This window comes from Amycolatopsis sp. NPDC023774 (assembly GCF_040639695.1).
GTDB lineage: Bacteria > Actinomycetota > Actinomycetes > Mycobacteriales > Pseudonocardiaceae > Amycolatopsis.
On sequence record NZ_JBFAAJ010000012.1, the window covers coordinates 192,287 to 214,105 of the forward strand.

The 21,819-nt window shown below is 69.9% G+C and carries 18 protein-coding genes and 1 pseudogene; 12 read left to right on the forward strand and 7 right to left on the reverse strand.

What is annotated here, in order from left to right; all coding sequences use genetic code 11:
- Positions 1-347 precede the first annotated feature (347 nt).
- Positions 348-1,253, reverse strand: coding sequence for an NADP-dependent oxidoreductase (locus AB0F91_RS25010; RefSeq protein WP_360600991.1), 906 nt, complete (start codon positions 1,251-1,253; stop codon positions 348-350).
- A 149-nt stretch (positions 1,254-1,402) separates the two neighbouring features.
- On the opposite strand from AB0F91_RS25010, the gene AB0F91_RS25015 reads away from it, so the two are divergent.
- The 4 genes and pseudogenes from AB0F91_RS25015 to mnmA all read left to right on the forward strand — a co-directional run bounded on the left by AB0F91_RS25015 (position 1,403) and on the right by mnmA (position 6,461).
- Entirely contained in the window at positions 1,403-2,689 is a 1,287-nt protein-coding gene (locus AB0F91_RS25015) for a LuxR C-terminal-related transcriptional regulator (protein ID WP_360600993.1), read from the forward strand.
- A gap of 163 nt (positions 2,690-2,852) precedes the next feature.
- Positions 2,853-4,090 (forward strand): annotated as a pseudogene (locus AB0F91_RS25020) (MFS transporter).
- A gap of 79 nt (positions 4,091-4,169) precedes the next feature.
- On the forward strand, positions 4,170-5,366 hold the full coding sequence (locus tag AB0F91_RS25025; protein WP_360600995.1) for a cysteine desulfurase family protein: 1,197 nt from the start codon (positions 4,170-4,172) through the stop codon (positions 5,364-5,366).
- Positions 5,367-5,369: 3 nt separating this feature from the next.
- Positions 5,370-6,461, forward strand: coding sequence for a tRNA 2-thiouridine(34) synthase MnmA (mnmA, locus tag AB0F91_RS25030; protein ID WP_360600997.1), 1,092 nt, complete (start codon positions 5,370-5,372; stop codon positions 6,459-6,461).
- A 9-nt stretch (positions 6,462-6,470) separates the two neighbouring features.
- On the opposite strand, the gene AB0F91_RS25035 is transcribed toward mnmA, so the two are convergent.
- The 4 genes from AB0F91_RS25035 to AB0F91_RS25050 all read right to left on the reverse strand — a co-directional run bounded on the left by AB0F91_RS25035 (position 6,471) and on the right by AB0F91_RS25050 (position 10,279).
- Complete coding sequence (locus AB0F91_RS25035; protein ID WP_360601000.1) at positions 6,471-7,754, reverse strand: DUF222 domain-containing protein; 1,284 nt, start codon at positions 7,752-7,754, stop codon at positions 6,471-6,473.
- Between the two features lie 161 nt (positions 7,755-7,915).
- Positions 7,916-8,368 (reverse strand): GNAT family N-acetyltransferase, encoded by a 453-nt coding sequence (locus tag AB0F91_RS25040; protein ID WP_360601001.1) that lies wholly within the window; start codon positions 8,366-8,368, stop codon positions 7,916-7,918.
- 56 nt (positions 8,369-8,424) lie between these two features.
- Positions 8,425-9,468: an MBL fold metallo-hydrolase gene (locus tag AB0F91_RS25045; RefSeq protein ID WP_360601003.1), complete on the reverse strand. Its 1,044-nt coding sequence runs from the start codon at positions 9,466-9,468 to the stop codon at positions 8,425-8,427.
- 106 nt (positions 9,469-9,574) lie between these two features.
- A complete protein-coding gene (locus AB0F91_RS25050; protein ID WP_360601005.1) occupies positions 9,575-10,279 on the reverse strand; it encodes a scramblase in 705 nt (234 codons plus the stop codon).
- A 131-nt stretch (positions 10,280-10,410) separates the two neighbouring features.
- Between AB0F91_RS25050 and AB0F91_RS25055 the strand changes: the two genes are divergently transcribed.
- From AB0F91_RS25055 to AB0F91_RS25070, 4 genes are read left to right on the forward strand one after another with little or no spacing between them, the layout of a single operon-like run.
- On the forward strand, positions 10,411-11,448 hold the full coding sequence (locus AB0F91_RS25055; protein WP_360601007.1) for a methionine synthase: 1,038 nt from the start codon (positions 10,411-10,413) through the stop codon (positions 11,446-11,448).
- A gap of 46 nt (positions 11,449-11,494) precedes the next feature.
- Complete coding sequence (locus tag AB0F91_RS25060) at positions 11,495-12,211, forward strand: hypothetical protein (protein WP_360601009.1); 717 nt, start codon at positions 11,495-11,497, stop codon at positions 12,209-12,211.
- Positions 12,212-12,222: 11 nt separating this feature from the next.
- A complete protein-coding gene (ligA, locus tag AB0F91_RS25065; RefSeq protein ID WP_360601011.1) occupies positions 12,223-14,388 on the forward strand; it encodes an NAD-dependent DNA ligase LigA in 2,166 nt (721 codons plus the stop codon).
- Positions 14,381-14,872 carry a GNAT family N-acetyltransferase gene (locus AB0F91_RS25070; RefSeq protein WP_360601013.1) on the forward strand — a complete coding sequence of 164 codons (492 nt, stop codon included), beginning with the start codon at positions 14,381-14,383 and terminating at the stop codon, positions 14,870-14,872. Before ligA ends, AB0F91_RS25070 begins: the two co-directional genes overlap by 8 nt.
- A gap of 434 nt (positions 14,873-15,306) precedes the next feature.
- Here the strand turns inward: AB0F91_RS25070 and AB0F91_RS25075 are convergent, their stop codons facing one another.
- Positions 15,307-15,960, reverse strand: a complete 654-nt coding sequence (locus AB0F91_RS25075; RefSeq protein ID WP_360601015.1) for an amino acid-binding protein — start codon at positions 15,958-15,960, stop codon at positions 15,307-15,309.
- A 221-nt stretch (positions 15,961-16,181) separates the two neighbouring features.
- On the opposite strand from AB0F91_RS25075, the gene gatC reads away from it, so the two are divergent.
- Genes gatC through AB0F91_RS25095 form a run of 4 tightly spaced genes read left to right on the forward strand, consistent with a single transcriptional unit; the run spans position 16,182 to position 20,016 of the window.
- Positions 16,182-16,481 (forward strand): Asp-tRNA(Asn)/Glu-tRNA(Gln) amidotransferase subunit GatC, encoded by a 300-nt coding sequence (gatC, locus tag AB0F91_RS25080; protein ID WP_220237599.1) that lies wholly within the window; start codon positions 16,182-16,184, stop codon positions 16,479-16,481.
- Positions 16,478-17,995, forward strand: coding sequence for an Asp-tRNA(Asn)/Glu-tRNA(Gln) amidotransferase subunit GatA (gatA, locus tag AB0F91_RS25085; RefSeq protein ID WP_360601017.1), 1,518 nt, complete (start codon positions 16,478-16,480; stop codon positions 17,993-17,995). Before gatC ends, gatA begins: the two co-directional genes overlap by 4 nt.
- Positions 17,992-19,497 (forward strand): Asp-tRNA(Asn)/Glu-tRNA(Gln) amidotransferase subunit GatB, encoded by a 1,506-nt coding sequence (gene gatB, locus AB0F91_RS25090; protein ID WP_360601019.1) that lies wholly within the window; start codon positions 17,992-17,994, stop codon positions 19,495-19,497. Before gatA ends, gatB begins: the two co-directional genes overlap by 4 nt.
- The gene (locus tag AB0F91_RS25095; RefSeq protein WP_360601020.1) at positions 19,498-20,016 is read left to right on the forward strand and encodes a hypothetical protein; all 519 of its coding nucleotides are present in this window, start codon (positions 19,498-19,500) and stop codon (positions 20,014-20,016) included.
- 541 nt (positions 20,017-20,557) lie between these two features.
- Here the strand turns inward: AB0F91_RS25095 and AB0F91_RS25100 are convergent.
- Positions 20,558-21,772: a PQQ-dependent sugar dehydrogenase gene (locus AB0F91_RS25100; RefSeq protein ID WP_360601077.1), complete on the reverse strand. Its 1,215-nt coding sequence runs from the start codon at positions 21,770-21,772 to the stop codon at positions 20,558-20,560.
- Between the last annotated feature and the right edge of the window lie 47 nt (positions 21,773-21,819).

Sequence of the window (21,819 nt, forward strand, 5' to 3'; positions counted from 1 at the left end):
GCCGAACTCAGGTCGCCACTGACCGGCCTCGATAGTGCCGGCTGGTCGCCGTGCGCGTCGTCGCCACTGAGCGGCAAATTTCGTGCGCGGAGCCCCGGTCAGAGCCCCTCGGCAAACGGCATTTCCTGCTCTCGCCACTCAGTGGCAACGCCGGCGGGCGCCCCTCCAGCCAGCCTCCGGAGAAGACATCACCGATTGACCCGACACCGTCGCCTTTCAGCGGCAAACTCTCTGACCAGGCAATTGTGGCCAGAAATCGGCTTGATTATTCAAGACCTCCACACGATCAGGTGGAGCTCGTCTCGACCGAATCACTGCCCGGTTGAGACGGCCGTCCCCGTAGATCGTCAGGAAACGGCGATCGTGATCTTCCCTCCCGGATGCCCCGCCTGGCTCTCCTCCTGTGCGGCCGCGGCCTCCTCCAGCGGGTAGCTCCTGCCCTGTGCGATCTGCAGCCCGCGTCCCGCGTACTCGAGGATCTCCTCCAGTACCTCGGGCTTCTGGTCGTCCGCACCTCCGGCGGAGAACGGCAGTCCGAGCTCGAACGCGGCCCCGTCCGCGATGGTCACCACCCGCTCCTTCGACCCGCGCAGCTCCACAGACTCCGGCAGGACACCGTGACCCGACGCGTCGAACACCGCGTCCACCGGCCGGTCCGCCGCCGCACGGACGCGTTCCGGCCAGCCGTCGCCGTAGAGGACCGGGATGGCGCCGAGCGACTTCACGCCGTCGAGGCTGCGTTGCCCCGCCGTGCCGATGACAGTCGCCCCGAGCGCGACGGCCACCTGCGTGGCGAAGCGGCCGACGGTGCCACTCGCGCCGTGGATCAGCAGCAGGTCGCCGGCCTTGACGTCCAGCAGCCGAAGGACACGTAACGCCGTTTCGCCGGCCACGGGCAACGCCGCGGCGTCCTCCCACGACAGGTTCGCCGGCTTGCGGGCAATGGCCTTGGCCAGCGCGTACTCCGCGTACGCGCCGGTGGTCGACCACCCGAAGACCTCGTCGCCGACGGCCACCGTCGCGCCGTCGCCCACCGCGTCCACGACGCCGGAGAACTCGGCGCCCGGGATCTGCGGCCTTTTGGGCGCGGAGCCCTGGGCCATGGCGCCGCTGCGGACCTTCCAGTCGATGGGGTTCACGCCCGCGCGCCGCACGGCGACGCGGACCTGCCCGGGCCCGGGCTCGGGTAGTGGGACGTCGCTCAGCTGCAGGACGTCCGGGCCGCCGTACGCGGCGAAGGTGATGGCTCGCATGGTTCTTCGTACTCTCCTTCGATTCGGGACGGTCGTTCGTCCTGCTTCGAGTCAACTGTCCCGCGCCGCGATCCGAACCGCTCGGACGAGCAGCGTTCACTGTCCGGAAGAGCAGGACCGGTCCCTTTGTGCACGCCTACCGTGGACTCATGGACGCCTCCTGGACGAACCCGGCCCACGTGCTCGACGTCGCCGTGCGCGTCATCTCCGCGCCGCGGCCCGAGATGCTGCCGCGGTTCTCGCAGGAGCTCGCCGCCGTGCTGCCGCACCGCGCGGCCGCCATGCAGACGGGCGACTGCCCGCGCAGCCCGTTCAAAGTCACCGGCGACACGACCATCACCGGCGCCGTGACCAGCGCGGAGCTCGACCATCTCGCCGAACGTGCCGTTCCGGGTGAAGCCGTGGTCCTCGACGGTGTGCTCGCCGGCGCCGAACGTCGCCTGGTCCTGCTCGCCTCTCGTCCCGCCGTCGGCAACGGCGCGGTGATCGCCCTGGTACCGTCCGACGCCGAGCCGTCGGTCGAGGCATTGGGACTCGCAGCCCGGCTCTGGCACCTGACCAGCACCGACGCCGGTCAACGCGCCGTCGACCCGGGCCCCGAGGTCCTCGCCAGCAACCTCGCTGCCGCGGCCGCGCGCGCCCAAACCGTCACCGACCTCGGCCAGACACATGCGGCCACGCTCGTCGCGCTTCTGGCCGTCCTGCGCTCGGGCCGCCTCGGAGACGCGGCCGCGCGCCAGACCGCGACCGACCTGGCCGCTCGCGCGCTCCTCGACCTGCGCGCGGTGGCGGACCGTGACCAGGCGCTGTCCGCGGAGTCCGCTCGCGCCGCGTTCGGCGTGCTCGCCGACCAGCTTTCGCCAGTAGTCGGCCACGCCGAGGTCGCCGTCGACCTTGTCGCCCCCACCGACGACCGGCAGCTGCGCCAGGACATCGCCCACACCGCGCGCACGGTGACACGCGGCCTCGTCATCGCCGCCCTCGACCGCCCGGGTACGACCCGGATCCGCGCCTCCTGGCGCCTCGACCGCGCCGTCCTCCGCATCACCGTCCGCGACGACGCGCCGGACATCCCCGAGGTCGTCCTCGACCCCGGCCTGACCGAACGCATCACCCCGCTCGGCGGCAGTTGGGAGGTCGACGCCGTCGCGGGCTGGGGCGCGACGATCACCGCCGCGCTGCCGCTGGACACCGTCGAACCACCCGAGTTGCGTCCGCTTGACCGGCTCAACGCACGGGAGCTCGAAGTCCTGTCGGGCATTTCGCAGGGGCAGCGCAACCGCCAGATCGCTGCGCAATTGCAACTCAGCGAGCACACGGTGAAGTTCCACGTGCGCAACCTGCTCGAGAAGCTCGCGGTCAGCTCGCGCGGCGAGGCCGCCGCGCTCGCCCGCGACCTGAGGCTCGATCCGGTCGCGGTGCACCGGACCGCGTGAAATCGGCTTGACCTCCACAGAGCTGGAGGTTGCACGCTGGCGATCATGAGCGGAATCCTGCGACGCGCAGCTCCAGCCCCGAAGAAGCGTCCTGTGGAATCGCGAGCACCGGCTCACGACGATCGGTTTGTTGCTCGTGGTCACGTTGGTGGCCTTCGAAAGCATGGGCGTCGCCACCTCCATGCCCACGCTCGTCGCCGAGCTGCACGGCCTCGCGCTCTACTCGTGGCCGTTCACGACGTTCCTGATCGCGAGCGTTGTCGCCACCGTGCTGTCCGGCCGCATGGGCGACCGTCGCGGCCCGGCGCCCGCGCTCCTGGCCGGGCCGGCGTTGTTCGCTGCGGGCCTAGTGGTGGCCGGCACCACGACGTCCATGCCGATGCTCTTGGCCGGCCGCGCCTTGCCGGGTCTCGGCTCGGGATTCCTGCTGGTCGCGGTGTCCCTGCTCATCGCCCTGACATTCACCGACCGGGAACGTCCCGTCATCTACGCCGCGAACGCCGCCGCGTGGGTGCTGCCCGCGGTGATCGGCCCGTCGGTCGCCGGCCTGATCACCGTCGGCATCGGGTGGCGCTGGATGTTCCTCGGCCTGCTTCCGCTGGTTGCCATCGGTGTCGCGCTGCTGGTTGTCGTCGTCCGCGGCTTGCCCGACCACGTCCCGGCCGCGGAGGTGCGCCGCGCCGGCGTCATCCCGGCGGTCGTCGCTGCGCTCGGGGTCGCCGCCTTGACGTGGGCAGCTCAACACCCGTCGCCTCTCGCCCTCGTCTACGGCACGGCCGGTCTCGTGGCCCTCGGTTTGGCGCTGCGGAGGCTCCTCCCCACGGGCACCCTGACGTTCCGTCCTGGGCTGCCCACCGTCGTCGCCTCCCGCGCCCTGCTTTCCGGCGCCTATGCCGGGATGGAGGCCTACCTGCCCCTCACCATGAGTGCCGTCCACGGCTACGGCCCCGCCCTGGCCGGCTTGCCGTTGACGGTCACCGCCCTCGGCTGGTCGGCCGCCTCCGGGCTTCAGGGAAGGTTCCTCGACTGGTCTCGCGAGGCAACGCTCCGCATCGGCTTCGCCCTGGTCGCCGTGGCCTTGGTGGGCTTCGGCTTCGTCGCACAGCCCTGGTGCCCCGCATGGCTGGCCTTCGTGATCTGCGCCATCGGCGGCGCCGGCATGGGCATCGCCATGCCCGCGGTCTCCGTTCTCCTGCTCCGCTACTCCCCGGCAGGCGAACGCGGCTTCAACACCTCCGCCATGCAGCTCGCGGACTGGGTCGGCTCGGCCTGCTCATCGGCCTCGGCGGCGTCCTGATGGCCGTCGTCGCCTCGGCCGTCCACCCCTCGCCCGCGATGGCGATCCTGGCCGTCGCCCTCGTTCTGCTCGCTTTGCTGGGAGTTCGAGTGACCAGCCGATAGCCGCAGAAGGTGTGACAGGCCACTTCCGGGCCCAGGGCGGACTTCGTCACGGGCTGGAGCGGACTACCCTGATGTGGCGATGACGTATCTCGACCATGCGGCGACCACCCCGATGCTGCCCGAAGCCGTAGCGGCGATGACCGAGGCTTTGTCCACCGTGGGCAACGCCTCCGCGCTGCACTCTTCGGGACGTCGTGCACGCCGCGTGGTGGAGGAATCCCGCGAGATCATCGCTGAAGCCCTGGGCGCCAGGCCCTCCGAGGTGATCTTCACCGGCGGCGGCACGGAGAGTGACAACCTCGCGGTCAAGGGCATCTACTGGGCCCGCCAGAGCGCAGACGCCGCTCGCCGCCGCATCCTGTGCAGCGTCGTGGAACACCACGCCGTCCTCGACACCGTCGAATGGCTCGAGTCCCAGTGCGGTGCCGAAATCACTTGGCTCGAGGTCGACGACCAAGGTCGCGTCTCGCCGGCCACCCTGCGCGCAGCTATCGAGTCCTCGCCCGAGACAGTCGCGCTCGCAACGGTCATGTGGGCCAACAACGAGGTCGGCAGCATCAATCCGATCGCCGAGCTCGCCGCCATTTGCGCGGACCACGACATCCCGCTGCACACCGACGCCGTCCAGGCCGTCGGCGCTGTCCCGGTCGACTTCGCCGCCAGCGGCGCCGCCGCCCTCACCCTGACGGGCCACAAGCTCGGCGGCCCGTACGGCGTCGGCGCTCTCCTCCTCGGCCGCGACACCGAGTGCACCCCGGTTCTCCACGGCGGCGGCCAGGAACGCAGTGTCCGCTCCGGCACCCTCGACGTCCCGGCCATCGTCAGCTTCGCCACCGCCGTCCGCGTGGCGGTCGAGAGCCGCGCGGAATACGCGGCGCGCGTCGAGAAGCTCCGCGACGAGCTCATCGAGGCCGTCCAGCGCGAAATCCCCGACGCGATCCTCAACGGCGGACGCGGTGAGCGCCTGCCCGGGCACGCCCACTTCACCTTTCCCGGCTGTGCCGGCGACAGCCTGCTGATGCTGCTGGACGCCAAGGGAATCGAATGCTCCACCGGCTCGGCCTGCACTGCGGGTGTCGCCGAGCCGAGCCACGTGTTGCTGGCGATGGGCGCCGACGCCGCGGCCGCTCGCGGCTCCCTGCGCTTCTCTCTGGGCCACACTTCGACACTGGATGACGTGACTGCGCTCGCGCGGGAGATCGGCGGGGTCGTCGCCCGGGCGCGGCAGGCGGGACTTGCCGGCATGCGCAAGCAGACCCAGAAGCAAGAGGTGTAAGCGATGCGGGTACTGGCTGCAATGAGTGGAGGAGTCGACTCGGCCGTCGCCGCGGCGCGGGCCGTTGACGCCGGCCACGATGTCGTCGGCGTGCACCTGGCGCTGTCCGCGAAACCAGGCACGCTGCGGACGGGTTCGCGCGGCTGCTGCACAATCGAGGACTCGCATGACGCCCGCCGCGCAGCTGACATCCTCGGGATTCCCTTCTACGTTTGGGATTTCGCCGAGCGCTTCACCGAAGAGGTCGTCGAGACTTTCGTCGGCGAGTACGCGGTCGGCCGCACGCCAAACCCGTGCGTGACTTGCAACGAAAAGATCAAGTTCGAGGCGTTGCTGGAGAAGGCAATGGCGCTCGGCTTCGATGCCGTGGCTACCGGCCACTACGCGCGCCTCGCGACGGTTGACGGCGAGCTCGAGCTTCGCCGGAGCGCCGACGAAGGCAAGGACCAGTCATACGTGCTGGCCTCCCTTACGCCCGAGCAGCTCAGCCACGCGATGTTCCCGCTGGGCGATTCATGGAAGTCGGACGTCCGCGCCGAGGCGGAGCAGCGTGGCCTTTCGGTGGCCAACAAGCCGGACAGCCACGACATCTGCTTCATCCCCGACGGCGACACCAAGCAGTTCCTCGAGAACCGACTCGGGCAGCGACCGGGTCAGCTGGTCGACGCCGAGACCGGCGCCGTTCTCGGACAGCACACGGGCGTGCACGGCTTCACCGTCGGCCAGCGCAAGGGCCTCGGTATCGACGCGCCGGCAACCGACGGGCGACCCAGGTACGTGCTTTCACTCGAGCCTGTTTCGGGCACGGTGAAGGTCGGTTCGGCGACCGGCCTCGGCGTTGAGGCGATCGAGGCCGACCGGGCGATCTGGCCCAGCGGGCGCTCGCTCGAAGGTCCGACCGAATGCGTCGTGCAGGTCCGAGCGCACGGCGGCATCGCCGAAGCTGTCGCCGAGGCCGACGGCGAGCACGTCAGCGTCCAGCTGCGCGAGCCGCTCCGCGGCGTTGCTCCGGGTCAGGTCGTGGTCTTGTACCGGCCGGATGCCGGTGCCGGCGATCTCGTCCTTGGTAGCGCGAAGATTTCCAGCACGCGCTGACCTCGTCGCTCAGGCTCCCTTGCGCGTCTCCATGGGGTGCTCGACCTGCGGGCCGGGGTCGTGAAGCGGCGGCGGGATGCTCTCGACCTGTTGGCCGGTAGGCGTCATGATGACGAGCTTTCCGTCGTCCCGGACCTGATACTTCCAATCGGCGCGATTCTTGAGGCGCCGGTGGCGGATGCAGTAGCTCAGCGTTCCGTCAGTGTCGGTTGCCGACCCGGCCTTCGTCTGCGTCGGTTCGGTCAGGCAGTTGTGCGCCGGCCTCGGACAACCGGGCTGACGGCACTCGCGGTCCCGGACCCGCACGAACTCCTCGACGTCGATGCTCGGCCGATAACGGAACTTGCCAACCTCGATTACCTGCCCGGTGAGCGGGGCGGTGATGATCCGCCGCAGCGTCGTGTCGGGACCGGTCGCGATGCGCCGGGCGACCTCGGCCGGAACGTGCCCGTGCCCCGCCAGCTCAGCTGGGTCGTCGTTGAGCCCCAGGTAGGTCTGGAGGTCGACGTACAGATAGACCTCGGCCCGCTCGGCGACGCCACCCTTGTCCGTCAGCAGGAGGTCGAGCGCGACGTCCGCGCGCAGCTGGTCGAGCGTTCGCTTCTCGTCGCTTGTTTTGAGTGCCCGGGCGATTTTGTCGATACGGAGATAAGCGGCAGTGGCCTTCTCCGTGGGTGCATTGTCGATGGAAAGCTGCGAGATGCCCTCGGACTGGTGGTGCAGGACAGCCCGGCGTTCAGCGCGCCGTTGCGTGACGCGGTTCGCTGCTCCTTCGGGGTCCGTCTTCATCGCGGCGTACGCCGTGGCTTTGCGGATCTGCGTCGGGTTTTTGTCGGACAGGCGGTCTTCGAGCAGGGTGTCGACAATCCGGGCGTGATGATCGGACAGCCACACCGTGCCCTCGGTGACCTTCATGGCGCGATACAGGTCGACGAACCCGCTGTCCATAAGGCGAAAGGTCCGAGGGAGCCGGTTCGCCAGGGCCTCGGCCGCGGAAATCATAGCGCCGGCCCGGTTGTCCGTGAGGTGCAAGGTCAATGCCACTTCAGAGGCCAGTTCCCGGGCGTCCGATCTTCGTCTGCGCAACCCGGCGAGGCAGTGGAGTTGAAGCGCTTGAAGACGGGCGATCTGGTGACCCGCGTCCTTGGCCACCTGCATGAGCTGCGCTGTCTGCAAGCGCTCGAAAATTTCGAGGTTCGCTTGCATGGCACGAAGAAGGAAGTCGAGATCGGCGGTTTCGGGGGTGTTGTTGGAACCGTCGGCAGCTGCGGTCGCCGGCTTCGATTTGGTCATGGCGGCGACGATACGCATCAGTTGGTGCGTGGTCATCAAAACGGCACGAACGGGCCGTTCGCGCCCTTTTCTTGGCGTCACCCGGGATTCGTGGCAGCGTGGAGTCGTCGGGTGTTGCGGCGGGCAGGGGTACCTGTGCTGAATAGACAGTCGGGGAAGGGTCACAGGTGCAGCTTGAAACCGGTGTGGCTGGCCACGAAACCGAGTCGTTCGTAGAACCGGTGCGCTGCGGTCCGGGAGGTGTCGGAGGTGAGTTGCATCAAGGCGCAACCGCGCCGACGGCACTCGTCGACGGCCCATTGGACGAGGTCTCCACCGAGCTCGGCGCTTCGATGGTCACTGCGGACCCGCACCGCTTCGATCTGCCCGCGGAGGGCGCCCCGTCGAGCGAGGCCGGGGAGGATCGCCAGTTGCAGCGTCGCCACGGGTTCGTCGTTCGACGTGGCCACGACCAAAAGCTGTTGGGGGTCGGCGTCGATGGCCTCGAAAGCGCGCAGGTAGGGCTCAAGATCGTCGGCTGAGTCCCTGGTGGCGCCGAGTTGGTCGTCGACGAGCATGCGCACGATGGCTTCGACGTCGTCGCGGCGGGCTTTCCTCACGGTGATACCGGGCATGGTGATCAGTATTCCAGCCGGGTCGTTGTAGTTGAGTTCTCGCCGCTGGAGACCGATCAGTTCGTCCGGTAGTGGCGAACTCCGTCGATCTGCTCCACCGTCAGCTTGTTCTGCGACACCAGGAGGTCGAGGTGGGCGCCCGTTTCGAGGACGGCGAGCATCTGGTTGAACGCGTCCATTTCGGACAGTTTGCGGCCACGGCGGGTCCAGCCCAGCCGGCTGGCGGTTTCGAACGCGGTGCTGGCTCCGGCGTCGACCTGGGCGGCCATCGTCTCGAGGCGTTGGCGGTGGTGTTCGAGCAGCTCGTCGATGCGTTTGTGGACGCTGTCCGCAACCGGGCCGTGCGCCGGCAGCATGCGCTGGTCGGGCAAGCCGCGGACCAGGCGCAGTGAGTCGAGATAGTCGTTGAGCGGCAACTCGGCCGGCACCGGCTGGAAGCCGATCGACGGCGTGATGTGGGGGAGGACGTGGTCGCCCGAGAACAGCAGGCCTGCGGCGTCGTCGACGAAAACGACGTGGCCGGTGGTGTGGCCAGGGGTGTGGACCACTTCGAGCTCGCGGTTCGGCAGGACCTGGCGGCGGCCGGGAGTGAGCCACTCGTCCGGGTCCTCCCACAGATCGAGGTCGGTGCGGCGGGGGACGTCGGCGAACATTCGCCCCAGAGCGGCGATGACTTCTTCGGCGCCGGAGTGACGAAGGAGTTCGATCTGGGCGTGCATCGGGAGCTGGTCCGGGTCGGCGGTGACCTTCAGTGAAGGCTCCTCCAACTGGCCCAAGGAGATCTTGTTGCCGAATTCGCGCCGAAGAGCAACGGCCTGGGTGTAGTGGTCGCGGTGCACGTGGGTGACGAGGAACTCACGCACGTCACCGAGTTCGGCGCCGATGCCCTTGAGTGCCTCGGTCAAGAGCTGGCGCGCTTCGGTGAGGGCCCAGCCGGAGTCGACCAGGGCGAGGGTGGTGCCGTCGGTGACGGCGTAGACGTTCACTGCGCGGAGCGCGTCGTTCGGCAACGGCAACGGGATCCGGTAGACGCCGACGGCCACTTCGTAAACCCCGGGTTCTGTCCAGTTCCGGTTGCTGTCTTCGGGCAACGGCTCCACGGCGACCTCCGTCCAGGCAGGACTCCGGCGTCCCGGCCTTTCGCCTCACATTGGGCCGTTACCGGCGCGGTGTCCACCTGGGCGGCCTGAGACAACGGTCACGTGCTCAGGCGGTCTGGCGGGTGAGGGCCGTATCGATCGTGAGGGTTGTGGCGACGACCATGCTGGCCAGGGGTTCGGGCAGCTGGCGCGGGATTTCGACGAGGTAGGCGTCGCCGGCGATCGGCGAAGGCCCGGACGGCGGGCTGCTGACGCGGGCAACCACGGTGTCGGCGTGGTTCTTGATGGTTACGTCCCACGCTTGCCGGCCGGTGGCGGCGACGCGACCGACTGTGCGGCCGTCGACGACGAAGGCGAAGCGAGTCTCGTCCGGGGTGCGGGTGGGGACGATTTCGCCGATCGGGGTCTCGTCGGCGCGAGTGACGACGAAGCGCGTCCGCAGTTCCTTGGCCGGCCTCGCCACTTTCAGCACCGTGCTGTGGTTGGCGTCGCGGACTTCGAACTTGTGGGTGACGTACTGGTCGTATTTCGGCAACAGGCGCGCGGCCTTGTGCAGGAAGCCTTGGCTGACGTCGGCCACGCCGCCGACGCGGGTGCCATCGCGGTCGAAGACGCTGAACTCCTCGGTGGTCTCGACGACCTCGGCGCGTCGGCTGACGATGAGGACAGCTTCGGTGAACAGGGTCCCGCCGAAGGAGCGGCCCGGGTAGCGACGTTCAGGGATGCGCGGCTCGTCGTCCCACCGGCGCAGCCGGGTGGGACTCACCTCGTCGGGGCGCCGGCCCGGCGGTGGTGGCGAGGAGCTCGTCATGGCCATCCAGAGTATCGCTGTCTCCGCGAATTCGGTGCTGGCAAAGGGATATGCGGCGAATGTCCGGCTCGCTCGGGTGACCCGGCGAGGGCGGTGCGAGGCATTCGGGTGGGTTCGGAGAGAATTCGCCCGTGACTGAACGAGCTTGGCCCGACGGCGCGGCGACCGCGATCGGCTCGATGCCCGGGGCGGACCCGGCCGAGGCAGCTGCCGTCGTGTTCGGCGAGCTGCCCGACTTCCCGCACCTGCCGGAGTTGCCGGGGCGTGGGGTGGGGGCCGACATTCTTGGTCGCACCGCGGCGCTGCTCGTGGACCTGGCGGTGGAGGTGGTGCCGAGTGGATACCGCGTGGCGGGGCGGCCCGGGCACGATCACCGGCGGGGGCGGGACCTCCTGCAGTGGGACCTCGATGCCGTGCAGGAAGCGCGTGAAAAAGCCGGCGTCGTGCCGCCGGTGTTCAAGACGCAGGTGGCCGGGCCGTGGACGCTCGGCGCCGGCATCGAGCTGCCGCGTGGGCACCGCGTCCTTACCGATCGTGGTGCGTTGCGGGACTTCACGTCCTCGCTGCTGGATGGCCTCGCTCAGCACGTCGCGGAGCTGAAGGCGCGCATCGGGGCGCCGATCGTCGTGCAGATCGACGAGCCGTCCTTGCCAGCGGTCCTCGCCGGGAGTCTGTCGACGCCCTCGGGCTACGGGAACGTGTCGGCCGTGCCGGAGCCGGAGGCGCGCGAACTCTTGTCGACCATGATCGAGGGCGTGCGGGCGATCACGGACCAGCCCGTCGTCGTGCACTGTTGCGCGCCGAAGCCGCCGCTCGCGCTGCTCAGGGCGGCCGGCGCGGACGCCGTCGCGTTCGACGTCACGCTGCTCGGCAAGGCGTCGGCTGAGACGCTGGACGCGATCGGCGAAACGTGGGACAGCGGCACGTCGCTGTTCCTCGGCCTCGTCCCGGCGACGGACCCCGGCACGCGCCCGACGCTGAAGGACGTCGCCGACCCCGCGTTCAGGCTCGTGGACCGCCTCGGCTTCAACCGGTCGATCCTGGCCGAACGCGCCGTCCCGACGCCGACCTGCGGGATGGCCGGCGCCACGAACGAGTGGATGCGCCGCGCACTCGCCCTCACCCGCGACCTCGGCAAGGCCTTCGTGGAGCCGCCCGAGACGTGGTGAGCGCCCGGTAGCGTGTCGGGCAACGATCGACAACGGGGGATGTTCCATGGGCCTGTTCCGCCGCCGCACTGCCCGCGCCGACACCGACGCCAAAGCGACGCCGCCCGACCCGCGTACGCCGTGGCCGGCCCAGCCCGTGCCTTCCGACGTCGAGGCGGCCGCGGCGAGGTTCTGGGCCGGCTGGTTCGAGCTGCTCCCCGTGGTCAACGCGGCCTTGGGCGACCGCGAACCGCACCGCGTCGAGCACGATCTCTGCGTGCTGGTCGAGGCCTTGCACCCGCGGCTGCACTTCTCGCTCGAACGCGGCCGCCAGGCCATCTACGCCCTCGTGGTCACCGGTCAGGAAGACCCGGAGCTGCGGCCGTTCACCGACGCCTGGAAGGCCGCCGCCCCGCCGGACGATGCCATCTGGGAGCACCACGACTCCGTGCCGCCGGTCCCGGACCCGACCGAGGTCACGGTGAATTTCGGCGACCACCACATCTCGCTGGCCGACGTGCGTGTCGTCGCGCAGGTGGCCGAGGGGGTGGTCGACGTGGCCGTCTACCACCCCGCGCTGGCCGACCTCGATCCGGCGGCGCGCACCACGATGACCTTCCTCCCGCTGGACGCCACGCTCGGTGAGCGCGTCGCCGCCGAACGGCTCCGCCGCGTCGAGACCGCCAAGACCGAGCCGGAGGGCACGATCGGCCTCCTGGAGCTCCGTGACCTGGTCCGGGGTCTGAACGGGCAAGAGGACGAAACTGTCGGCACCTCCGGCTAGGGTTACCACCCGTGAGCAGCGACCTTCCCCACGACCAGTTGGCCGCCCCCGCTGAACCGGCAGTGGCGGCCCAGGACGTCACCGACGTCCCCGCCGACGTGCGCGAACGCCACGGCGCCCTCGCCGAGGACGTCCGCGGGCACCAGTTCCGCTACTACGTGCTGGACTCGCCCATCGTCTCCGACGGACAGTTCGACGCGCTCCTCGATGAGCTGCAGGCGCTCGAGGAGGAGTACCCGGCGCTGGTCACGCCGGATTCGCCGACGCAGAACGTGGGCGGCACGTTCTCCACCGAGTTCACCGCGCACGACCACCTCGAACGCATGCTGAGCTTGGACAACGTCTTCGACACCGACGAGTTCCTCACCTGGGTGGAGCGCGTCGAGAAGGAGATCGGCTCCACGGAGTACCTGGCCGAGCTGAAGATCGACGGCCTGGCGATCAACCTCCTTTACGAGGACGGCAAGCTCACGCGCGGCCTGACCCGCGGCGACGGCCGCACGGGCGAGGACGTCACGCTCAACATCCGCACGCTGGAGCAGGTCCCCGACGAGCTCACCGGCACCGACGAGTTTCCCGTGCCGAAGCTCATCGAGGTGCGCGGCGAGGTCTTCTTCCGCGTCGAGGACTTCCTGGAGCTCAACGCGAAGATGGTCGAAGCGGGCAAGCCGCCGTACGCGAACCCGCGCAACACGGCCGCGGGGTCGTTGCGGCAGAAGGACCCGCGCATCACCAAGGAACGCCGGCTGCGGCTGATCTGCCACGGACTGGGCAAGCGCGAGGGCTTCGAGCCGGTCACGCAGTCGCACGCGTACGACGCGCTGGTGGCGTGGGGCCTGCCGGTCTCACCGCACACGCGCGTGCTGCACACGGCGAAGGAGCTCACCGACCACATCGCGTACTGGGGCGAGCACCGCCACGACGCCGAGCACGAGATCGACGGCGTGGTGATCAAGGTCGACCAGGTCGCGTTGCAACGCCGGCTGGGCACCACGTCGCGCGCGCCGCGTTGGGCGATCGCCTACAAGTACGCGCCCGAAGAGGCGATCACGACGTTGCTCGACATCCAGGTGGGCGTCGGGCGCACGGGGCGCGTCACGCCGTTCGCCGTCACGGAGCCGGTGAAGGTCGCGGGTTCGACGGTGGCGCGCGCGACGCTGCACAACGCCGAAGAGGTCAAGCGCAAGGGGGTGCTGATCGGCGACCGCATCGTGATCCGCAAGGCGGGCGACGTCATCCCCGAGGTGATGGGGCCGGTCGTCGACGCGCGCACGGGCGACGAGCGCGAGTTCGTCATGCCCACGCACTGCCCGGAATGCGGCACGGAACTCGCCTACCAGAAGGAAGGCGACAAGGACATCCGCTGCCCGAACACCCGCTTCTGCCCCGCGCAGCTGCGGGAACGGCTGTTTCACCTGGCCGGGCGCGGCGCATTCGACATCGAGGTGCTCGGGTACGAGGCGGCGGTCGCGCTGCTCGACGCGCGCGTGGTCGCCGACGAGGGCGACGTGTTCGACCTCAACGAGGACGCGTTGTCCGAGGTGGAACTGTTCCGCACCAAGGCCGGCGACCTCTCGGCCAATGCGCGCAAGCTCCTGGCGAACCTCGACGTGGCGAAGGACCGTCCCTTGTGGAAGGTGATCGTCGCGCTCTCGATCCGCCACGTCGGGCCCACGGCGGCGCAGGCGCTGGCGCGCGAGTTCGGGTCGATCGAACGCGTCGAGGCGGCGAGCGAGGAGGAGCTGGCCGACGTCGACGGCGTCGGCCCCACCATCGCCCACGCCGTGCAGGAGTGGTTCGAAGTCGACTGGCACCGGGAGATCGTCGAAAAATGGCGACGCGCCGGCGTGCGGATGGAAGAGGAACGCGACGACTCGATCCCGCGTCACCTCGAGGGGCTGTCGATCGTGGTCACCGGCTCGCTCGAGGGGTTCTCCCGCGACGAGGCCAAGGAAGCCATCATGGCCCGCGGCGGCAAGGCGGCGGGGTCGGTGTCGAAGAAGACGGCGTTCGTCGTGGCGGGTGAGGCGCCGGGATCGAAGTACGAGAAGGCCGTGCAGCTCAAGGTACCGGTGCTCGATGAGGACGGCTTCCGCGTGCTGCTGGAGCGCGGTCCGGACGCGGCCGCCGAGGTGGCGCTGGACACCGGCACCGCCGAGGAGCCTTCCGATGGGTGACGTCGAGATCAGGCCGCCGCGGTCCGAGGAGCTCGCGGCGGTGGGGGAGCTGACGGTCGAGGCGTATCGCCTGGACGGTCTGCTCTCCGACGAGGTCGGGTACGAGAGCGAGCTGCGAGACGTCGCGCACCGGGCGGAGCACGCCGAGCTGCTGGTGGCTGTCGACGGCGCTGCGGTCCTCGGGACGGTCGCGGTGGTGCGGCCGGGTACGTCGTACGCGGAGATCTCGCGTGAGGGTGAGCTGGAGTTCCGGATGCTGGCCGTCGCCGGTTCCGCGCGTGGGCGGGGGATCGGCGAGGCGCTCACGCGGGCGGTGCTGGAGCGGGCGCGGCAGCTGGGGTTGGGGAAAGTCGTGTTGAGCAGTCTCGATCGAATGCGGACGGCTCATCGGCTGTACGAGCGCATCGGGTTTCGGCGGTTGCCGGAGCGGGATTGGAACCCGTTTCCGAACATCACCTTGATCGCGTATGAGTACGATCTGTAGCGTGTTTCTGCTGGTCAGGGTCTTTTGCCGCTGAGTGGCGACGGTTCGGAACTGGGCGTTCGAAAGGACTGGGGCAGGGGTCCGATTGCCGGTGTGATCGCGGCGGCGCATCTCGCGTAGCCACGGGAGCGCTGAGCTTCTCGCCAGCGAACCCGCGGCGGCGACGGTCCGGCGAGCGGCCTGAACACGGTGAGGCCGAGGTGCGCCGGCCAGGGCTGTTGCCGCCCGTCGGCGACACCATGGATAGGTGTTGCCGACGAGCGGCCCGTGCTCGCACGTGACCGGCCGGAGCTTCTCCGCTGAGGCGTCGTTGCCCCTCAGCGGCGGCCCCGCCGAACAATCGGAAAGCGGCCCCGACGAGAACTGTCGCTCGCCGAAGGAAGCCGTCGCCGTTGCGCGGCGAATCCCAGCTCAGCGGCGAATTCCAGGACCCGTCAGCCGTCCAGGACGACGGCGACGATGCCGGCGAAGTGGGCCAGGCGGGCGACCTCCGCCGCACGGAAGTTGGGGCCACCGGGGCGGGCCACGAGAAGAGCCTTGCCCGGCTTGCCCAGCGGCGTCGCCGCGAGTTCCGTGCCCAGCTCCTTCCACGTCTCCGGGATCCAGTCCTCTTCACCGTCGAGAACGGTCGCGCGCTCCAGCGGCAGCCAGGGCAGATCCGTGAACGGGTTCTCCGGCGCCGCGCTCGACGAAGCCAGCCGGCGCGTGCCCGATTCCCGGTGCTCGACGACGACGGCCCAGCCGGCGCGAATGATCTTCGGTACGCCCTCGGCCAGCAGGTCGAGCCCGGACTTCGGCTGGGCCGCGATCTCCTCGACCAGCTCCAACTCACGGTGGGTGTCGAGCACCCCCGCGTACGGGCGCACCGCGTCGACCTCGACGCCTTCGACACTTTCGGCCGCAGTGATGAGGGCGTCCGGCAGCCGGCCGGACGGGAGCTCGACCACGAGGTCGTCGATGGCGACTCCGCCGCCGCGCTCCACGACGTCGACGCTGAGGATGTCGGCGCCGACGGTGCCGAGCGCCGTCGCGACGGCGCCGAGGGTGCCGGGGGAGTCCGGAAGCTGGACCCGCAGCAGGAACGACACCACACGCCCCTCTCGCCTCAGGCGTTCCGCCTTGTCGCGGAACGCGGTAACCGGGCGCCGATTGTGACAGACCGGGTACTTCTTGGGGACCGCTGTCCGGCGAACGGGACACCCCGGGTCGCAGCAGGTCCGGCCATAACCCGGTCGAGCCGTCCGGCGCCGCCACCATAGACTTGCAGCTTCCGACCGCACCCGCACAGCACACCCCGGGAGTCACCCGCGTGCCCAACATTTCCCGAGACGAGGTCGCGCACCTCGCCAAGCTGGCCAGGCTGGCCGTCACCGATGACGAGCTGGACGTCTTCGCGGGCCAGCTCGACCAGATCCTGGACTCGGTGGCGAAGGTGAGCCAGGTCGCCGCGGCTGACGTCCCGCCGACCTCGCACTCCGTGCCGCTGACGAACGTCTTCCGCGAGGACGAGATCCGCCCCTGCCTGACGCAGCAGCAGGCGCTGGCCGGCGCGCCGGCCGCCGAGGAGGGCCGGTTCCGGGTGCCGCGGATTCTGGGAGAAGAACAGTGAGTGAACTCGTCAAGCTGACCGCCGCCGAGCTGGCGGCGAAGATCCACGCGCGCGAGGTCTCCGCGGTCGAGGTCACCCAGGCGCACCTGGACCGGATCGCCGAGGTCGACGACCACGTCCACGCGTACCTGCACGTCGATACGGAAGGCGCGCTGGGCGCGGCCAAGTCCGTCGACGAGAAGCTGGCCGCGGGGGAGCAGCCCGCGTCGTCGCTGGCGGGCGTGCCGCTGGCGCTGAAGGACGTGCTGACCACCGAGGGCATCCCCACGACGTGCGGTTCGCGCACGCTGGAGGGGTGGATCCCGCCGTACGACGCGACGGTCACGCGCAGGTTGCGCGAAGCCGGCATCGTCATCCTCGGCAAGACGAACATGGACGAGTTCGCCATGGGCTCGTCCACGGAGAACTCCGCCTTCGGTCCCACGCACAACCCGTGGGACCACGCCCGCATCCCGGGCGGTTCGGGCGGTGGCTCGTCGGCGTCGATCGCGGCGTTCGAGGCCGCGCTGGCCATCGGCACGGACACCGGCGGCTCGATCCGCCAGCCGGGTGCCGTCACGGGCACGGTCGGCGTGAAGCCGACGTACGGCGGGGTTTCGCGCTACGGCCTCGTCGCCTTCTCGTCGTCGCTCGACCAGGCGGGCCCGTGCGCGCGGACGGTGCTCGACGCCGCGCTGCTGCACGAGGTCATCGCCGGCTACGACCCGATGGACTCGACGTCGATCGACGCACCGGTCCCGCCGGTCGTCGCCGCGGCGCGCGAAGGGGCCCGTGGCGACCTCAAGGGCGTCCGGGTGGGTGTGGTGAAGGAGTTCGCGGGCGATGGCTACCAGGCCGGTGTGCTGCGGTCGTTCCACGCCGCCGTCGAGCAGCTTCGCGCGCTCGGCGCCGAAGTGGTCGAGGTCTCGTGCCCGCACTTCGTCTACGCGCTGCCCGCGTACTACCTGATCGCGCCGAGCGAGGCGTCGTCGAACCTCGCGCGGTTCGACGCGATGCGCTACGGCCTGCGCGTGGCCGACGACGGCACGCACAGCGCCGAAGAAGTCATGTCGCTGACGCGCGAAAAGGGTTTCGGCGCCGAGGTGAAGCGCCGGATCATGCTGGGCACGTACGCGCTTTCGTCGGGTTACTACGACGCCTACTACGGCTCGGCCCAGAAGGTGCGCACGCTCATCACGCAGGATTTCACCTCCGCGTTCGAGCAGGTGGACGTGCTCGTGTCGCCGACCACGCCGACCACGGCGTTCAAGATCGGCGAACGCGTGGACGACCCGATGGCGATGTACCTCGCCGACCTCTGCACCATCCCGTCGAACCTCGCGGGCAACGCCGCCATGAGCGTCCCGAGCGGGCTGTCCGACGAGGACGGCCTGCCGGTCGGCCTGCAGATCATGGCCCCGGCGCTCGCCGACGACCGGCTCTACCGCGTCGGCGCCGCCTACGAGGCCGCACGCGACGCCGCCGCCGGCGGGTCGCTCGTGCACAAGGTCCCGGAGCTGGGAGGAACGAAGTGACTGCCGTGGCCGAGTTGATGGACTACGCCGACGTCGTCGAGCGCTTCGACCCGGTGCTCGGGCTCGAGGTCCACGTCGAGCTCAACACGAAGACGAAGATGTTCTGCGGCTGCGCAAACGAGTTCGGCGGCGAGCCGAACACGAAGACGTGCCCCACGTGCCTCGGCCTGCCCGGCGCGCTGCCCGTGGTGAACGGCAAGGCCGTGGAGGGTGCGATCCGCATCGGGCTGGCGCTCAACTGCGAGATCGCCGAGTGGTGTCGGTTCGCGCGGAAGAACTACTTCTACCCGGACCAGCCGAAGAACTTCCAGACCTCGCAGTACGACGAGCCGATCGCCTTCAACGGCTACCTCGACGTCACTCTCGACGACGGCGAGGTCGTGCGCGTGGAGATCGAGCGCGCGCACATGGAGGAGGACACCGGCAAGTCGCTGCACATGGGCGGCGCGACCGGCCGGATCCACGGCGCGGACTACTCCCTGCTGGACTACAACCGCGCGGGCGTACCGTTGATCGAGATCGTCACGAAGCCGATCGAGGGCACGGGCGCGCGAGCGCCGGAGGTGGCCCGCGCCTACGTTTCGGCGCTGCGCGACCTGCTGCGGGCGCTCGACGTGTCCGACGTCCGCATGGACCAGGGGTCCCTTCGCTGCGACGCGAACGTGTCGCTGATGGACAAGGACGCCACCGAGTTCGGCACGCGCACCGAGACGAAGAACGTCAACTCGCTGCGCAGCGTCGAGCGCGCCGTGCGGTACGAGATGACGCGCCAAGCGGCGATTCTCGCGGGCGGCGGCTCGATCAAGCAGGAGACGCGGCACTTCCAGGAGGCCGACGGCACCACGTCCGGCGGGCGCACCAAGGAGACCGCGGAGGACTACCGGTATTTCCCGGAGCCCGACCTGGTGCCGATCGCGCCTTCGCGCGAGTGGGTCGAGGAGCTGCGCAAGACGCTGCCGGAGATGCCGGCCGAGCGGCGCAAGCGGATCCAGACCGAATGGAACCTGTCGGACGAAGCGTTGCGCGACCTGCTGAACGTCGGGGCCGTCGACCTCGTCGCGGCCACGGTCGAGGCCGGTGCGAAGCCCGACGAGGCCCGCGGCTGGTGGGTCAACACGCTGGCGCAGGAGGCGAACACGCGCGAGGTCGAACTCGCGGAGCTGGCGATCACGCCGGAGCAGGTGGCCGAGGTGATCGCGCTCGTGTCCTCGGGTGAGCTGACGAACAAGCTCGCCAAGGAGGTCGTGCAGGGCGTGCTCGCCGGCGAGGGTTCGCCGCGCGAGGTGGTGGACAAGCGTGGGCTGAAGGTCGTTTCCGACGATTCCGCGCTGATCGCCGCCGTGGACGAGGCGCTGGCCGCGCAGCCGGACGTCGCGGAGAAGATCCGCGGCGGGAAGGTCGCCGCGGCGGGCGCGATCGTCGGCGCGGTCATGAAGGCCACCAAGGGCCAGGCCGACGCCAAGCGCGTGCGCGAGCTCATCATCGAGCGCGTCGGTTCCTGAGTGGCGTTCTCCGTCAAACGCGTCACGTGGCGCGAGTGGCTCGGTCTGGGTGCCGGGCTGCTCGCGCTCGTGGCAGTGTTTCTTCCCTGGACGGTCCTCACCGCCGACACCGCCACGGCTGACGTCCGCGACGCCTTCAACTCCCTGCCCCACGACGACGTCGTGCGCTCAGCCTGGCACTCGGACTTTTTCTCGTGGTTCCCGCCGCTGGTGCTGGTGCTGGTCGGGCTCGTGGTGGTGATCTTCGGGCAGGTCAGGAAGGTCCGGGTCAGCGGCCTGCCGCACCTGTGGCTCGTCGCGGGCCTTGCCGCGCTGCTGCTCATGGTCATCGGCTGGACGACGCTGGACTGGGTCTTCGACAGCGACCAGCGGGCGTTCCTGGAAACGGCCGGCGTGATGATCAACCCGGGGCTTGGCCGGTACGTCGCGCTGCTCGCCGTGCTGGTGTCGATCGCCGCGTCAATCCTGGACATCCGGGCGGCCCGCGCAGAAAGCCGCTCTCCGCGCTCTCGCCATTGAGGGGCGAAAGCCGCCGTTGCCTCTCAATGGCGACGGTCACCTCGCCCCTGAACGGCAACGCGATTCGCCTCTGAAAGCGGTTGCCGGCTCGTCTGGGTAACGGCAACCGCGACTCGCCGCTGGGTGGCGAGTGCTGTCGCTTCGCTTATGGGGCAACGCGATTCGCCACTGCAGGGCGACTGCCGCTTCGCCAAGGAACAGCAGCAGGATTGGCCCCCGGATGGCGGGTGCTGTGTCTCTCGGAACCGCAACCGGGATTTGCCTCTAAACGGCGACTGTCGACTCGACTCGGAACGGTCACCGCGATTCGCCGCGAAGTGGCGACCACTGCGGTGCCAAGGTTCGGTGAACTCGTCGCCGCCGAAGGGCGAACGGAGACGCGCTGTTGAGAGGTGGCGTGAAGTCCGGGCGTTCGTCGGTCGATGGCGACGTGCTGGGGCCATCGGCTGAGGCAACGCGCTGGGCGAGGATCAGCCCGGTACCAGTCGTCGCCGCTCAACGGCGACAACCACCAACCCCCAGGTCAGGCCGAAGCCGGACCTCAATCCTTCCCCGGGCCGCCATCGGTTTGGACGATCGTGATGAGGACAACGCGGTCGTCGCTGGAGACGGGTTTGGCGCCGTCCTTGTTGGTGGTGCCGGCGACCGCCAGCTGGGGGCTGATCATGCTCATGGCGGCGAGTCGGCCGTATGTCGTGGGGGGCTTGCCCTTGCCGTCGAGGCTGACGTTGGGCTTTCCGGTGACGGCCCCGTCCGGGTTGACCGGCAGGTTCTGCAGGCCGACGGACGACGCGATGCTGAGGAGGCCGTCCAGGTCGGAGAAGTCGGCGCAGCCCCGGACACCCGGCTTGTCCGGCCAGGTCCACGCGGGCGTCGACAGGGGCTGGCCCGCTTGGACGCGGTACAGCGCGTCGGGCCCAGCGGTCTGGTCGGTGACCCACACGCGCTTGCCGTCGGGGGAGCTGCACAGGCCGCCGGGGGCGTGGAGGCCCGAGGCGTACACAGCCGAGCCCGCGGTCGGGTTGCCTGCGGCCGGGCTGCCCGACGTGTCAATGCGCAGTACCTTGCCCGCCAGCGACTTCGGGTCGGCCGCCGCCGCGGGGTTGCCCGCGTCGCCCGTCGCGACGAACAGGGAGCCGCGGCCGTCGCCGACGAGGGCGCCGCGGTTGCCGGTCGCGCCCTTCGGGATGCCCGTGAGCACCGGCTTCGGCGGCTGGCCCTTCGCGAAGCGCACGACGCGGTTGTCGGTCGCCGTGGTGATGTACGCGAATACCAGCTGGTCCTCGACGTAGCTCGGCGACAGTGCCAGTGAGGTCAGGCCGCCGTCACCGGTGGCGACGACGTCGAGCTGCTCGAACGGCGTCGCGTCGCGGCCGGCTGTGGCAAGAACCACGCGGCCCGATTTCCGTTCACCGGCGAGCGCCGCGGGGGTCGAGCCGTCGCCCGGGAGGCCGGCGACGGCCGCGACCGTGTCGAGGCACGTGGCGATCACGGCCTTGTCGAAGTCCTTGCACCCCTGCGGCGGCGGGATCGGCGTGGGCGACTGCTGCTGACCGCCCTGACCGACGCCGCCTTGGCCGTCGCCGGACGGGTCGTTCGGGTCCTGCACCTGCGGCGGCGACTCGGGGCTGGGCACCGGGGCGGCGCTGAACGTCTGGCCGGCGGCGGTGTCGTCGAACCGCGCGCAGCCCGACAGCAGGAGCCCGCCAGAGGCGAGGAGGGCCAGCGGCGCCGACCACCGGTACCGGGTACGCATGATGCTCCAGCCTAGGTGCCCCCGCGTGAGCGCGGAGTAAGTGGCTA